The organism is Bradyrhizobium sp. SZCCHNR1053 (assembly GCF_032381235.1).
GTDB lineage: Bacteria > Pseudomonadota > Alphaproteobacteria > Rhizobiales > Xanthobacteraceae > Bradyrhizobium.
Genome location: NZ_JAUHJM010000013.1, coordinates 144092 through 159594, shown reverse-complemented (window position 1 = coordinate 159594; position 15503 = coordinate 144092). Strand labels below are relative to the sequence as shown.

The window sequence follows — 15503 nt, the reverse complement described above, 5'->3', positions numbered from 1 at the left end:
GCGCAAGACCGGGATGTCTCTGCTCGTTCCGCCGCCCGCGATCGAAATCGCGTCTCAGCGCCTCATCTCTCAGCCAGCCAGATCACGATGTCCGAAAAGCCGCAAAAGCCCGACGCCCAAAAATCCGACGCCAAGGACTATTCCAAGACCCTCTACCTGCCGCAGACGGAATTCCCGATGCGCGCCGGCCTGCCACAGCGCGAGCCGGAGATCCTGAAATATTGGAGCGACATCGACCTCTACGGCAAGCTGCGCGAGACCGCCAAGAACAGGCCGAAATTCGTCCTGCACGACGGCCCGCCCTATGCCAACGGCAACATCCACATCGGGCACGCGCTGAACAAGATCCTCAAGGACGTCGTGACCAAGAGCCAGCAGATGCTCGGCCACGATTCCAACTACGTGCCGGGCTGGGACTGCCACGGCCTGCCGATCGAATGGAAGATCGAGGAGGAGAACTACCGCAAGAAGGGCAAGACCAAGCCCGACTTCCGCGACTCCGCCGCCATGGTCGCGTTCCGCAGGGAATGCCGCGCCTATGCCGATCATTGGCTCAACGTGCAGCGCGAGGAGTTCAAGCGTCTCGGCGTGATCGGCGACTGGGACCATCCCTACGCCACCATGACCTATCCGGCCGAGGCCCAGATCGCCCGCGAGCTGATGAAGTTCGCCGCCAACGGCACGCTGTATCGCGGCTCCAAGCCGGTGATGTGGAGTGTGGTCGAGAAGACCGCGCTCGCCGAGGCCGAGGTCGAGTATGAGGACTATCAGTCCGACACGGTGTGGGTGAAGTTTCCGGTGACCTCGCCGGCGCATGGCGCGCTTGCGGGCGCCTCGGTGGTGATCTGGACCACCACGCCCTGGACCCTGCCCGGCAACCGCGCCATCTCGTTCTCGCCGAAGATCGCCTACGGCCTCTACAAGGTCACGGATGCGCCCGCCGACAATTGGGCCAAGACCGGCGACATGCTGATCCTCGCCGATGCGCTAGCCGAGGGCGTGTTCAAGCAGGCGCGCGTCACGGCCTATGAGAAGGTGCGCGACATCCCCGGCGATACGCTCGATGCCGTCGAATGCGCGCATCCACTGAAAGGTCTCGCCGGCGGCTACGGCTTCACCGTGCCGCTCCTGCCCGGCGACCACGTCACCGACGACACCGGCACCGGCTTCGTGCACACCGCGCCCGGCCACGGTCGCGAGGACTTCGACGTCTGGATGGCCAATGCCCGCGAGCTCGACGGCCGCGGCATCGCCACCACCATCCCCTACACCGTCGACGAGAACGGCGCGCTGACCGACCACGCGCCGGGCTTCACCGGCAAGCGCGTCATCAACGACAAGGGCGAGAAGGGCGACGCCAACGAGGCGGTCATCAAGGCGCTGACGGACGCGGGCATGCTGCTCGCGCGCGGCCGGCTCAAGCATCAGTATCCGCATTCCTGGCGCTCCAAGAAGCCGGTGATCTTCCGCAACACGCCGCAATGGTTCATCGCGATGGACAAGGACATTGCCGATGATGGCAAGGCCAAGTCCGGCGACACGTTGCGCGCCCGAGCCCTGCGCGCGATCAGCGTCACGCAATGGGTGCCGGCCGCCGGCCAGAACCGCATCAACGGCATGATCGCCAACCGTCCGGACTGGGTGATCTCGCGCCAGCGCGCCTGGGGCGTGCCGATCGCGGTGTTCGTGCGCGAGAAAGGCGACGGCTCGGCCGAGATCCTGCAGGACGAGACCGTCAACACCCGCATCACTGATGCCTTCGCCAAGGAAGGCGCCGACGCCTGGTACGCCGACGGCGCGCGCGAGCGCTTCCTGGGCTCGCGCGCCAATGAGGACTGGAAGAAGGTCGACGACATCTGCGACGTCTGGTTCGACTCCGGCTCGACCCACGCCTTCGTGCTCGAAGACCCCGTGCACTTCCCCGGCCTCGCCGGCATCAGGCGCAAGGTCGATGGCGGCCGTGACACCGTGATGTACCTCGAAGGCAGCGACCAGCACCGCGGCTGGTTCCACTCGTCACTGCTGGAGAGCTGCGGCACCCGCGGCCGCGCGCCTTACGACGTGGTGCTGACGCACGGCTTCACGCTCGACGAGAACGGCCGCAAGATGTCGAAGTCGCTCGGCAACACCGTCGAGCCGCAGAAGGTGATCAAGGATTCCGGCGCCGACATCCTGCGGCTGTGGGTGTGCGCCACCGACTACGCCGACGACCAGCGCATCGGCCCGGAGATCCTGAAGAACACCATCGAGACCTACCGCAAGCTGCGCAACAGCATCCGCTGGATGCTCGGCACGCTGCATCATTACAAGCGCAGCGATGCCGTCGCCTTCGCCGACATGCCGGAGCTGGAGCGGCTGATGCTGCATCAGCTGTCGCAGCAGGCCGAGGTCATCAGCCGCGCCTATGCCGCGTTCGACTACAAGACCGTGATCGCGAGCCTGGCTGCGTTCATGAACACGGAGCTGTCGGCGTTCTATTTCGACATCCGCAAGGACACGCTGTATTGCGATCCGCCGTCGTCGATGGCGCGCAAGGCGGCGCTCACCACGATCGACCTGATCTGCGACGCCGTCCTGAAATGGCTGGCGCCGGTGCTGTCCTTCACGACAGACGAGGCGTGGCGGATGTACCGCCCCGACGCCGAGCCGTCGGTGCATCTGACGCTGTTCCCGGAGGCGATGGACCAGTACCGCGACGATCATCTGGCGGCGAAGTGGGAGACCATCCGCAACATCCGCCGCGTCGTCACCGGGGCGCTGGAGCTCGCGCGTGCCGCCAAGACCATCGGCTCCTCGCTCGAAGCGTCGCCGATCATCTATGTGGCCGATCGCGCGCTGCTCGGCACCTTGTTCGATACCGACCTCGCCGAGGTCTGCATCACCTCGAACTACGAGGTCCGCGAAGGCGACGCACCGGCCGATGCGTTCCGGCTCGATGCGGTGCCAGGGGTCGCGGTCGTCGTCGAGAAGGCCGTGGGCAAGAAGTGCGCCCGCTCCTGGAAGATCCTGGAGAGCGTCGGCGACGACAAGGAGTACCCCGACGTCTCCCCGCGCGACGCGCAGGCGCTGCGCGAGTGGAAGGCGCTCGGGGTCAGCATGTGAGGCTCGCTGGTACGACACCCACAACTGTCGTCCCCGCGAACGCGGGGACCCATAGCCACCGGCGCCTTTGTAGACAAAGACAGATGACCCAGAGCCTTTTTCAACAATTGGCCATCCGCGGTATGGGTCCCGGCTTTCGCCGGGACGACAGCGGTGTTTGCCGCGAGTGGCCCGGCACCCTCGCCGGTCCGCAATGACCCCCCGCCTCCGCCTCGGCCTCATCGCTGGTTTCGCCACCCTGGTCATCGACCAGGCCTCCAAGCTGTGGCTGCTGTACGTGTTCGACCTGCCCAACCGCGGCACGGTCAGGATCACCCCGTTCTTCGACCTCTACCTCGCCTGGAACATCGGCATCAGCTTCGGCTGGCTGCAGAGCGAGAGCGCGCTGGCGCAATATGGACTGATGGCGGTGAAGGCCGTCGCGGTGGTCGCCCTCGCCATCTGGATGGCGCGCGCGGAAAGCAAGCTGGCGACGGCGGCGCTCGGCCTGATCATCGGCGGCGCCATCGGCAACGGCATCGACCGGCTGGCCTATGGCGCGGTGGTCGATTTCGCGTTGTTCCACGTCCAGATCGGCGGCACGGTTTACAACTGGTACATCTTCAACATGGCCGACGTGGCCATCGTTGCCGGGGTGGCGGGCCTGCTGTATGACTCCTTCTTCGGGGCTCCCGCCGCAAAAGCGCCCTGATCCGGGTCGATACCGGCCGGTGCCGATCCAGGGTCAAGAGCCTGATGATCTTCACGTTTTCGAGATCGGCGCGATGCCTGGACGGCCCCCGTCGAATCGAGGATCGCAATCGGTGGGTTCGCGGCCGGTTCGTCGGAGCACGAGCACTGGACAAGCGAGGACAGGGAAAGCCATGCGCAAGACCGAAGTCAGCGGCCGGATCATGACCCACGCGGCCTTTCGCGCTCTGCGCCTGTCGGCGGCTGCGCTTTGCATCGGCGTCATCATGGCCGCGGGCGTCGCCCGTGCCCAGGAGGACGAGGAAGACGACAAGACCTTCGAAGAGAAGATCGTCGACAACCTGATGCGCGGCCTCGGCGGCACCAACATGGAGACGCCGACCATCAATTATCGCGAGCGCTCGCCGCTCGTCGTGCCGCCCAAGCTCGATCTGCCGCCGCCGGCTGCCGCGACCCAGGCCAATGCCCCGAACTGGCCGAAGGACCCCGACGAGCAGCAGCGCCGTGCCGCGGCCGCCGCGCGCAAGAAGGACAACAAGGATCCGGTCAATGCGGCCCGCCCGCTGACCCCGGCCGAGATGAAGATGGGCCGGACGGCGGCGGCGAAACAGACCGAGCCGGTGCAGCCGGGGGTCACCAACAACCCGATGATGAGCCCGTCCCAGCTCGGCTTCAAAGGTAATCTGTTCGGCCTGTTCAAGGGCAATGACAGCGAGACCAAGCCGTTCACCAGCGAGCCGCAGCGCGAAAGCCTGACCCAGCCGCCGCCGGGCTATCAGACGCCGTCGCCGGGCTATGCCTACGGGACCGGCCCGCAGGAGCCGCTCGGCGGCAAGCAGATGGACATCATGACCGGCAAGGAACGGTGACGGCGGCCAGCCGCCGGAGTCCCGGACTTGCCGCGTTTGCCGGGCATTAGTGAAATTTAATGTCTCGCGGCGGCACCATGCCATCGCCGCTTTGTGACGTCGGGCTCCGTCCGGCGCGATGTAGCATGCTGCGCTCAAACCCGATCGCCCCTCCCCGCGGGCCTTCAGAAGGATCATGATGTCCTCGCACCGGTTCATTCCCGTCGCCGCCGCGCTCCTCTCCATCATTGCGTTCACGGCCGGCGCTTCGGCGCAAACGACGTTCGCCTCCGAGCCCCCTGCCAGCTTCACCCTCTCCAACGGCCTGCAGGTCGTCGTGATCCAGGATCACCGCACCCCCGTGGTGACGCAGATGATCTGGTACAAGGTCGGCTCCGCCGACGAGACGCCCGGCAAATCGGGCCTCGCCCATTTCCTCGAGCATCTGATGTTCAAGGGCACCGAGAAGCATCCGGCCGGCGAGTTCTCCAAGACGGTGCTGAAGATCGGCGGCAATGAGAACGCCTTCACCTCGGTCGACTACACCGGCTACTTCCAGCGCGTGCCGCGCGACCAACTGCCCAAGATGATGGAGTTCGAGGCCGACCGCATGACCGGCCTCGTGCTGAAGGACGAGAACGTGCTGCCCGAGCGCGACGTCGTGCTCGAAGAATACAACATGCGCGTCGCCAACTCTCCGGAAGCCCGGCTCAACGAGCAGGTCATGGCGGCGCTCTACGTCAATCATCCCTATGGCCGCCCGGTGATCGGCTGGAAGCCGGAGATCGAAAAGCTCAGCCGCGAGGATGCGCTGGCGTTCTATCGCCGCTTCTACGCGCCCAACAATGCGATCCTCATCATCGCCGGCGACACCGACGCCAAGGAAGTGCGTCCGCTGGTCGAGCAGACCTTCGCCAAGATCCCCGCGCAGGGCGACATTCCCGCGCGCCGGCTCCGGCCGCAGGAGCCGCAGCCGGTGGCGCCGCGCACGGTCACGCTGGCCGACCCGCATGTCGAGCAGCCCTCGATGCGCCGCTTCTACCTGGTGCCGTCGGCGACGACGGCCGCGCCCGGTGAATCCGCTGCGCTCGACGTGCTGGCCCAGCTGATGGGCAACGGCAGCAACTCCTATCTCTACCGCGCGCTCGTCATCGACAAGCCGCTCGCGATCAGCGCCAGCGCGTCCTATCAGGGCACCTCGCTGGATCCGAGCCAGTTCTCGGTCGCGGCCGCGCCGAGACCCGGCGTGGAGTTCGCCCAGGTCGAGGCGGTGGTCGACAGCGTGATCGCCGAGCTGGCGCAGAACCCGGTTCGCGCCGAGGATCTCGAACGGGTCAAGACGCAGCTGATCGCGGAGGCGATCTACGCCCAGGACAACCAGGCCACGATGGCACGCTGGTATGGCGGCGGCCTCACCACGGGACTGAGCATCGAGGACATCCGGAGCTGGCCCGATCGCATTCGCGCCGTGACCGCCGAGCAGGTGCGCACAGCGGCGCAGAAGTGGCTCGACAAGAAGCGCTCCGTGACCGGCTATCTGATCAAGGACAATGCGGCCAAGCGCGAGGAGAAGCGGTCGTGATGAACACAATGACCTTCGCGCGCCGCTTCGCCTGCACGCTCGCCGTCGCTGCCGCAGCGCTCGCCGTCACGTCGGCTGCACAGGCCGCAACCAAGATCCAGCGCCTGGTCTCGCCCGGCGGCATCGAGGCCTGGTTCGTGCAGGACGCGACCGTGCCGCTGATCGCGATGGAATACGCCTTCCAGGGCGGCGCCTCACAGGATCCGATTGGCAAGCCCGGCGTCGGCAATCTCGTCGCCGACCTGCTCGACGAAGGCTCCGGCGATCTCGACTCCAAGACCTTCCACGAGCGGCTCGACCGCCGCGCCATCGAGCTCAGCTTCCAGGTATCGCGCGATCAATTCCGCGGCTCGCTGCGCATGCTGCGCGACAACAAGGACGAGGCGTTCGAGCTGTTGCGCACCGCGCTGACCTCGCCGCATTTCGACAGCGCCGATGTCGAGCGCATCCGCTCGCAGGTGATCTCCGGCCTGCGCCGCGAGACCACCAACCCGAGCTCGCTGGCAGGCCGCAAGTTCCTCGAGCTCGCCTTCCCCAACCACCCCTACGGCCGTCCGTCCAACGGCACGCTGGACAGCGTGCCGACGATCACCGTCGACGATCTCAAGGACTACACCGGCCGCGTTCTCGCCAAGGACACGCTGAAGGTTGCCGTCGTCGGCGACGTCGATCCGGCGACGCTCGGCAAGCTGCTGGACCAGACCTTCGGCGCGCTGCCGGCGAAAGCGACCCTGACGCCGGTGCCTGACGTCATCGCCACCAAGCCGCCGCAGCGCGTCCTCGTCTCGCTCGACGTGCCGCAGACCGTCATCACCTTCGGCGGGCCCGGCATCCGCCGCCACGACCCGAACTTCATGGCGGCCTATGTGGTCAACCACATCCTCGGCGGCGGCGGCCTGTCGTCGCGGCTCTACAAGGAGGTGCGCGAGAAGCGCGGCCTCGCCTACTCGGTCTATGACGCGCTGCTGTGGATGGATCACTCCGCGCTGTTCATCGGCAACACCGCCACCCGCTTCGACCGCGCCGGCGAGACCATCGCCGCAGTCGAGGGCGAGATCCGCCGCATGGCCGAGGAAGGCCCGACCCAGCAGGAGCTCGACGAGGCCAAGTCCTACATCAACGGCTCGCAGATGCTGGCGCTCGACACCTCCTCCAAGCTCGCCCAGGCGATGCTGCAATATCAGCTCGACAAGATGCCGATCGACTACATCGAGAAGCGCAGCGAGATCGTCAAGGCCGTGACCCTGGACGACGCCAAGAAGGCGGCGAAGCAGCTCTGGAGCCAGGGCCTGCTGACGGCGGTCGTCGGCCGCACGCCGCAGGCCGCCGCCGAGCCGGTGCAAGCACCGGCCACGGCGCCGATGACCAAGACGAACTGAGCGGGCGGGGCGCTCTCGTCGCGCGACGCTTCGATGTCGCTGACCATCGCTGCCTCCACAAAAATGGTGTCGTCCCGGCCTTGAGCCGGGACCCATACTCCAGGGAGATGTTTGAGGCAGGCAGGTCATTGACACCTCCCGCCTCACGTCGGCTGCGGCGTATGGGTCCCGGGTCGGCGCCGTCAGCCACGCTTCGTGTCGCTGACGGCTTGCCCGGGACGACAGCGGAGGACCGCGCGTCGACTTCCGATAATAATAATTATCTTGCTATTTTTCGGAAATCATGTTCTTCTCCGCCATCCCGCCTCACTGCGGAGGGGCGTTGCGCGCGATCGTCACGACACGCGAGGCGGGGAGCGGTGGCCGCGAAAGATCGCAGCGTCTTCTTGCGAGGACGCGGACGAACGATCGCTTGCGGACGTGAAGTCGCAGGGTCCTGACACCCCGACGCTGGTGTCACGTTCGCGACGGCGCTAACGCGCCGCGTGGATCATGGTGGCCAACAAGCCCGGCGCACCAGGGAGACTGCGTATAAGCGTGAAGACCACCGCGCGGGGAATGCCGGGATGTCTCGGCTGAACCTGTGGTACCTGCCGCCTGCATTTTTTTCGCAGGCGGGCCATGGGTGCGGCCAGCGCCCGGCATTCCCCGCGCCCTCTGCACTTTCAAGAGGGACGAACTGATCGCAGACCTCGGGCGCAACGCGCCGCGAGAATGCGATGACATGTCCCTGACCTGCTCTTCGCTGTTTGAGCCGTGAAGTCTCGCCCCCACCGCTGTCGTCCCGGACAAGCCATGACGCGCGCCAGCGCGGCGCTGCGCCGATCCGGGACCCACACTCCGCGGCCGACGTGATGCGGGAGGTGTCAACGACCAGCCTGCCTCAAACTTCTCCCTGGGGTTATGGATCCCGGCGTTCGCCGGGATGACAGTGGAGATTGTGATGACGGTCCCGGGCCAACGATGCCGTTGATGCGAACCCGCGCGCACCGGCCCTAAACCCGCTATGGTGCGCGAAAGCCTCGATTCCACCTGGTGCCCCATGCTGCGGATCTCCCGCGACCTTGCCATCGACGAGAACGACATCGAGATCTCGTTCGTCCGCGCCTCCGGGCCCGGCGGCCAGAACGTCAACAAGCTGTCGACCTCGGCGCAGCTGCGCTTCGACACGACCCGGATCACGCTGCCCGAGGATGCCGCGGCACGGCTGGCGCGGCTGGCCGGCCAGCGCATGACCAAGAACGGCGTCATCGTGATCCAGGCCGAGCGCTTTCGGACTCAGGAGCGCAACAAGGCCGACGCGATCGACCGCCTGCTGGCGCTGTTGAAGGAGGCGATGATCAGGCCGAAGGTGCGGCGCCCGACCAAGCCGACGTTCGGCTCCAAGCAGCGCCGGCTCGAAGGCAAGAAGATCCGCAGCGACGTCAAGGCGGGACGCGGCGGGCGTCGCTTCGACGATTAGTCCGCAACGCTGACACATCCTGCGGGCGGACGCGTCCTGCGCACGCTTTGTTCCTGCTGAAACAGCCCGCTACTACCACGGTGCTTTCACTGCGACCTAGTCTCATCAAAAATGATGAGAGAGGATCGATGTCGGGACAGCGTGCAGCGCAAACTGCTTTTCTTCGCGTTGGACTTGGATGTTGCGGCGCGATGCTGGGCGCGGCCGCCGCGCTCGCGCAGATGCCGCTGCCCGCACCCAAGCCGGCCGACGGCGCCACCCTGTTCAAGCAGCAATGCGGCGTCTGCCATACGCTGAGCAGCGGCGAACCGATGCGACAGGGACCGCCGCTATCGAAGATCGTCGGCCGCCGCGCCGGATCGATCGACGGCTTCCGCTATTCGGCCGGCTTCGCCAGGGCCGACTTCAGTTGGGACGAAGCCAAGCTCGACGCCTGGCTGACCAATCCGCAAGAGCTGATCCCCGGCGCCGTGATGGCCTATCGCCAGGCCAAGCCCGAATTGCGCGCCGCGATCATCACCTATTTGAAGGACAATTGAGATGGCACAGCCCGTTCATTCCATGATCCGCGTGTTCGACGAGGCCAGGGCGCTCGACTTCTACAAGCGCGCCTTCGGACTGGAGATCGCCGACAATCTGCGCTTCGACGGCTTTGCGCTGATCTATCTGCGTCACCCGTTGTCGCCGTTCGAGGTCGAGCTGACCGTCAACTTCGACCGCAAGGAGCCCTACACGCTCGGCGACGGCTACGGCCATCTCGCCGTCGTGGTCGACGATCTCGATGCCGAGCATGCCCGCTTCGAGCGCGAGAACCTGGCGCCAGGCCCGTTGCGCGATTTCAAGCACAATGGTGCGACGCTCGCGCGCTTCTTCTTCGTCACCGATCCCGACGGCTACAAGATCGAGGTGATCCAGCGCGGCGGCCGCTTCGGCTGAGCCGCTGAACTACGACCATACATCAACAAAATCACACGGAGGATACCCATGAGAGAAGTCGATCGCCGCAACAAATACGACCGCCGCGTCTTTCTCAAGGGCGCGGCCTCGACCGTGCCGGCCGCGGCCGTCGCCTCCGCGACCGGCCTCGGCGTCACCGACGCCTGGGCCGAGGACGCCAAGGCGCTGACGCCGGCGACCCTGAAGACGCTGGTGAAGGTCGCGCGCGACATCTACCCGCACGACTTCCTCGCCGACCGCTACTACATCACAGCGGTCAAGCCGTGGGACGGCAAGGCCGCCGAGGATGCCGCCGTGAAGGCGATGATCAATGACGGCATCGCCCGGCTCGACCAGGATGCGCGCGACCGCCACAAGGTGCCGTATGCGCAGGTGCCGTGGGAGGTCGACCGCGTCGCACTGCTGCAAGGGATCGAGCAGACGACGTTCTTCAAGACCATCCGCGGCGACCTCGTGGTCTCGCTCTACAATCAGAAAGAGCTCTGGCCGAAGTTCGGCTACGAGGGCTCCTCCGCCGAGCATGGCGGCTACATCAACCGTGGCTTCTCCGACATCGACTGGCTGCCGAAAGCCTGACGCCGGCCAGCACCAAGACAAGAAACACGGAGGAAACCACCATGGCAAGATTCGATCAGAACGATTCGAGCGTCGTCGTCATCATCGGCTCGGGCGCCGGCGGCGGCACGCTCGGCAACGAGCTCGCACAGAAGGGCATCAAGGTCGTCATTCTCGAAGCCGGCAATCGCTACGAGATTCCCGACTTCATCAACGACGAATGGGAGAGTTTCACCCAGCTCGCCTGGACCGACATGCGCACCACGTCCGGCACCTGGCGGGTGGCAAAGGACTTCGCCAATCTGCCGGCCTGGATCGTGAAGGCGGTCGGCGGCTCCACCGTGCACTGGGCCGGCGCCTCGCTGCGCTTCGACGAGCACGAGTTCAAGGCGCGCACCACCTATGGCGGCGTGCCCGGCACGAGCCTGCTGGACTGGCCGGTGACCTTGGCCGAGATGGAGCCGTGGTACGCCAAGGCCGAGTTCAAGATGGGCGTGACCCGCACCAACGACATTCCCGGCCTGCCCGGCAACAACAATTTCAAGGTGCTCGAGGCCGGCGCCCGGAAGCTCGGCTACAAGACCGTGCACACCGGCAACATGGCGATCAACTCGCAGCCGCGCGACGGCCGCGGCGCCTGCCAGCAGATCGGCTTCTGCTTCCAGGGCTGCAAGTCCGGTGCGAAATGGTCGACCTTGTACACCGAGATCCCGAAGGGCGAGGCCACCGGCAATCTCGAGGTGCGGCCGGGCAGCATGGCGATCAAGGTCGAGCATGACGCCTCGGGCAAGGTAACCGGCGTGGTCTATGCCGACAGCCAGGGCAAGATGCAGCTGCAGAAGGCCCGTATCGTCGCCGTCGCCGGCAACTCGATCGAGAGCCCGCGGCTGCTGCTCAACAGCGCCTCGAACATGTTCCCGGACGGCCTTGCCAACTCCTCCGGCCAGGTCGGGCGCAACTACATGCGGCACATGACCGGCAGCGTCTATGCGACGTTCGAGAACCCGGTGCACATGTATCGCGGCACCACGATGGCCGGCATCGTCCGCGACGAGGCGGCGTTCAATCCGAAGCGCGGCTTCGTCGGCGGCTACGAGATGGAGACCTTGTCGCTCGGCCTGCCGTTCATGGCGGCGTTCCTCAATCCCGGCGCCTGGGGCCGCAGCTTCACGGCGGCGATGGAGACCTATCCGCGCATGGCCGGCATGTGGCTGGTCGGCGAGGACATGCCGCAGGAGACCAACCGCATCACGCTCGATCCCGTGGCGAAGGACAAGTTCGGCATGCCGGTGGCGTCGGTGCATTTCGACGATCATCCCAACGACGTCGCGATGCGCGCCCACGCCTACAAGCAGGGCTCGGCGATCTACGAGGCGGTCGGCGCCACCGTGACCTATCCGACCACGCCCTACCCCTCGACGCACAATCTCGGCACCAACCGGATGAGCGAGAAGGCCAAGGACGGCGTCGTCAACAAGTTCGGCCAGACGCACGACATCAAGAACCTGTTCGTCTCCGACGGCAGCCAGTTCACCACGGGCGCGGCGTGCAATCCCACGCTGACGATCGTCGCGCTGGCGATCCGGCAGGCCGACTACATTGCGGGAGCGATGCAGAAGAAGGAGATCTGAGGGACAAGGTCGTGCGATGGGGCACGCTTGGCGCTCCACACTCGGTCAGCGCCTCCCCCGCTTGCGGGGGAGGTCGGATCACATCGGAGATGCGATCCGGGTGGGGGAACGCTCCGGAAAGACTGCCGTTGCGGCGCCCCCCACCCCGCCCTCCCCCGCAAGCGGGGGAGGGCGACGAGGCAGCGGATTTTTGGCTACTCCGCCGCGTCCATGATCGCGGCCGCGGGAAAATCCGGCAGCGCCGCGGTCGCCTTGGCCCGGTAGATCAGACAGGAGCACCTCAACAGCGACGCAAAATTCTTCACCTCGCCGTGATGATCGAGCACCTCGGCGTACAGCGTGGTCACGAACTTGGCGAGGCTCATGCCCTCCTTGGCGGCGATCTCCTCGAGCGTGTCCCAGAACGCCATTTCGAGCCGGATCGAGGTGCTATGGCCGCCGATCCGCAACGAGCGGGTCTGCGATGCATAGTCGCGCTGAGGCTGGTGTGCGAACAGATGGCACATGGGCTTCCTCCGGCTGATCGTTATTTTTGCGAAACGATATACTGGCCCCGCCCGCCTCACAATCCCGTTGGAGAACGCCGCATTCGTCTGCCGCACTGCGTGAAAAACGCTATTCTCCCGGCAACACAAGTGGCGCCGCGACAGCGGCGTCGCATCAACGTTCCGAGCCGCACCATGCCCGTCCGCCAGCTTCCCGAACAGATCGTCAACCGCATCGCCGCCGGCGAGGTGGTCGAGCGGCCGGCGAGCGTGGTCAAGGAGCTGGTCGAGAATGCGATCGATGCCGGCGCGAGCCGCATCGACATCTTCACCGATGGCGGCGGCCGGCGAAAGATCGCGATCACCGACGACGGTGGCGGTATGACGGCGGCCGATCTTGCGCTCGCGGTCGAGCGCCACGCGACCTCGAAGCTCGACGACGAGGACCTGCTGCAGATCCGCACCCTCGGGTTCCGCGGCGAGGCGCTGCCCTCGATCGGCTCGGTGGCACGGCTGTCGATCACGACGCGGCACAAGAGCGAGCCGCATGCCTGGGCGCTCGCGGTCGACTGCGGCGACAAGTCTCCGATCGTGCCGGCCGCGCTCAACCGGGGCACCCGCGTCGAGGTCGCCGATCTGTTCCACGCCACGCCGGCCCGGCTGAAGTTCCTCAAGACCGACCGCACCGAGGCCGAGGCGATCCGCGAGGTGGTGCGGCGGCTGGCGATGGCGCGGCCCGATATTGCGTTTACGCTGGCCGGCGAGGAGCGCGCGCCGGTGACCTGGGCGGCCGCGCTGCCCGGCGCGCCGGGCCAGCTGACGCGGCTTGGCGACATTCTCGGCGCCGACTTCCGTAGCCATGCGATCGCCGTGCGCAGTGAGCGCGATCATGTGATGATCGAAGGCTTCGCCGCGGCGCCGGCGCTGACGCGGGCCAATGCGCTCGGACAGTATCTGTTCGTCAACGGCCGGCCGGTACGCGACAAGCTGATCCTCGGCGCGGTGCGCGCAGCCTATGCCGACTATCTGCCGCGCGACCGCCATCCCGTGGTGGCGCTGTTCGTGACGCTCGACCCGCGCGAGGTTGACGCCAACGTCCATCCGGCCAAGACCGAGGTGCGCTTCCGCAATGCCGGCCTCGTGCGCGCGCTGATCATTCACGCGCTGAAGGAAGGCCTCGCCCGCGAGGGCCGCCGCACCGCAGCCAATGACGGTGGCGCGACCATCGCCGCGTTCCGCCCGGCGTTCGCGCCGCAGCCGCGGCCTGCCAATTGGGATTGGCAACGCTCGCCGTCGGCGCCCGTGATGCCGCACTTCGGCGGCTCGTTCCCATCAGCCGCGCCCTCGCCCGCTGCCACATCATTTGGTCTCGCCGAGTCGACGCAGTCCGCATTCGACGTCGGCACGCCGCGCGCCGATCTCCGGCTGCATGAGCAGCCGGCCGCGCCCGACCTGCTCGACCGCCCGCTCGGCGCCGCGCGTACGCAGATCCACGACACCTACATCGTGGCGCAGACCCGCGACGGCCTCGTCATCGTCGACCAGCACGCCGCGCATGAGCGCATCGTCTATGAGCGATTGAAGGCCTCGCTCGCCGCGCATGGCGTGCAGCGGCAGATCCTGCTGATCCCCGACATCGTCGAGCTGGATGAGGCGACCGTCGAGGCGCTGCTCGCGCGCTCCGATGAGCTCGCCTCATTCGGGCTCGCGATTGAATCCTTCGGCCCCGGCGCCGTTGCCGTGCGCGAGACACCGTCGCTGCTCGGCAAGATCAATGCATCCGCGCTGCTGCGCGATCTCGCCGAGCATATGGAGGAATGGGGCGAGGCGCTGCCGCTCGAACGCCGCCTGATGCACGTCGCCGCCACCATGGCCTGCCACGGCTCCGTCCGCGCCGGCCGCCGCCTCAAGCCGGAGGAAATGAACGCGCTGCTCCGCGAGATGGAGGACACGCCCAACTCCGGCCAATGCAACCACGGCCGCCCGACCTACGTCGAGCTCAAGCTCGCCGACGTCGAGAAGCTGTTCGGGAGGAGATAGCGGCCACGAATTGGAGCACGACGAGAGCGACAAACTGGCTGTCGTCCCGGGCAAGCCACCGGCAACGCGCAGCGTTGTCCGGCGGCGCCGACCCGGGACCCATACGCCGCAGCAGAAGTGGCGTGCGAGTACGCCGTCGCGAGCGTCGCGCGTCCCAACCCGATCCTGTGGTTATGAGCCCCTGCGTTCGCAGGGGCGACAGTGAGCAAGGATCACGCGCTGCGCAAAAATACGAACTCGGTGTCGTCATAGGCGCGGCGTTCGAGCTCGGTGAAGCCTTCGGGCACCTTGAACGCGGCGGCCTTGGACTCCTCGACGACCAGAAGCGCCGATGGCACCAGCCAGCCGCCGTCGCGCAACGCGGCCAGCGCCTTCTCCGCCAGGCCCTTGCCATAGGGCGGGTCGAGGAACACCAGCGAGAACGGCTCGACCGGATGCGCAGGACCGAGATCGGTGGCATCGCGGCGGTAGACCTTGGTGACACCGCCGAGGCCGAGCGCCTCGACATTGTTGCGCAGCAGCGCCCTTGCCTCGGCGCCGTTGTCGACGAACAGCGTGAACGCCGCACCGCGCGAGACAGCCTCGATGCCGAGCGCGCCGGTGCCGGCAAACAGGTCGAGCACGCGCGCGCCGGCGATCGGATCGTCGTAGGCGTGGACGAGGATGTTGAACAGCGCCTCGCGCAGCCGATCCTGCGTCGGCCGAATCTCGCGCGACGCAGGCGAAGCGATGTTGCGGCCTCTCAGCCGTCCACCGACGACACGCATCGCAA

Annotated in this window: 13 protein-coding genes; 11 read left to right on the top strand and 2 right to left on the bottom strand. The window is 66.6% G+C overall.

The window, feature by feature from the left end; genetic code table 11:
* Nucleotides 1-87 precede the first annotated feature (87 nt).
* From ileS to QX051_RS25205, 10 genes are all read left to right on the top strand, one after another.
* Nucleotides 88-3102 carry an isoleucine--tRNA ligase gene (gene ileS, locus QX051_RS25250; protein WP_315777983.1) on the top strand — a complete coding sequence of 1005 codons (3015 nt, stop codon included), beginning with the start codon at nt 88-90 and terminating at the stop codon, nt 3100-3102.
* Between the two features lie 193 nt (nt 3103-3295).
* Complete coding sequence (gene lspA, locus QX051_RS25245; protein ID WP_315777982.1) at nt 3296-3793, top strand: signal peptidase II; 498 nt, start codon at nt 3296-3298, stop codon at nt 3791-3793.
* 202 nt (nt 3794-3995) lie between these two features.
* Nucleotides 3996-4661: a hypothetical protein gene (locus QX051_RS25240; RefSeq protein ID WP_315778008.1), complete on the top strand. Its 666-nt coding sequence runs from the start codon at nt 3996-3998 to the stop codon at nt 4659-4661.
* Nucleotides 4662-4836: 175 nt separating this feature from the next.
* Nucleotides 4837-6222: a pitrilysin family protein gene (locus QX051_RS25235; protein ID WP_315777981.1), complete on the top strand. Its 1386-nt coding sequence runs from the start codon at nt 4837-4839 to the stop codon at nt 6220-6222.
* Nucleotides 6222-7601 carry a pitrilysin family protein gene (locus QX051_RS25230; protein WP_315736590.1) on the top strand — a complete coding sequence of 460 codons (1380 nt, stop codon included), beginning with the start codon at nt 6222-6224 and terminating at the stop codon, nt 7599-7601. Before QX051_RS25235 ends, QX051_RS25230 begins: the two co-directional genes overlap by 1 nt.
* Nucleotides 7602-8643: 1042 nt before the next feature.
* A complete protein-coding gene (gene arfB / locus QX051_RS25225; RefSeq protein WP_315777980.1) occupies nt 8644-9063 on the top strand; it encodes an alternative ribosome rescue aminoacyl-tRNA hydrolase ArfB in 420 nt (139 codons plus the stop codon).
* A gap of 221 nt (nt 9064-9284) precedes the next feature.
* Complete coding sequence (locus tag QX051_RS25220) at nt 9285-9602, top strand: c-type cytochrome (RefSeq protein WP_315778007.1); 318 nt, start codon at nt 9285-9287, stop codon at nt 9600-9602.
* Nucleotide 9603: 1 nt separating this feature from the next.
* On the top strand, nt 9604-9999 hold the full coding sequence (locus QX051_RS25215; RefSeq protein ID WP_315777979.1) for a VOC family protein: 396 nt from the start codon (nt 9604-9606) through the stop codon (nt 9997-9999).
* A gap of 48 nt (nt 10000-10047) precedes the next feature.
* A complete protein-coding gene (locus QX051_RS25210) occupies nt 10048-10596 on the top strand; it encodes a gluconate 2-dehydrogenase subunit 3 family protein (RefSeq protein ID WP_315777978.1) in 549 nt (182 codons plus the stop codon).
* 41 nt (nt 10597-10637) lie between these two features.
* The gene (locus tag QX051_RS25205; RefSeq protein WP_315777977.1) at nt 10638-12206 is read left to right on the top strand and encodes a GMC family oxidoreductase; all 1569 of its coding nucleotides are present in this window, start codon (nt 10638-10640) and stop codon (nt 12204-12206) included.
* A gap of 194 nt (nt 12207-12400) precedes the next feature.
* Here QX051_RS25205 and QX051_RS25200 read toward each other — a convergent pair whose 3' ends face one another.
* The gene (locus tag QX051_RS25200) at nt 12401-12712 is read right to left on the bottom strand and encodes a ribbon-helix-helix domain-containing protein (protein ID WP_315754714.1); all 312 of its coding nucleotides are present in this window, start codon (nt 12710-12712) and stop codon (nt 12401-12403) included.
* A gap of 174 nt (nt 12713-12886) precedes the next feature.
* Here QX051_RS25200 and mutL point away from each other — a divergent pair, with 174 nt between their 5' ends.
* Entirely contained in the window at nt 12887-14731 is a 1845-nt protein-coding gene (gene mutL, locus QX051_RS25195) for a DNA mismatch repair endonuclease MutL (RefSeq protein ID WP_315777976.1), read from the top strand.
* 212 nt (nt 14732-14943) lie between these two features.
* Here the strand turns inward: mutL and rsmD are convergent, their stop codons facing one another.
* Complete coding sequence (gene rsmD / locus QX051_RS25190) at nt 14944-15498, bottom strand: 16S rRNA (guanine(966)-N(2))-methyltransferase RsmD (RefSeq protein WP_315777975.1); 555 nt, start codon at nt 15496-15498, stop codon at nt 14944-14946.
* Between the last annotated feature and the right edge of the window lie 5 nt (nt 15499-15503).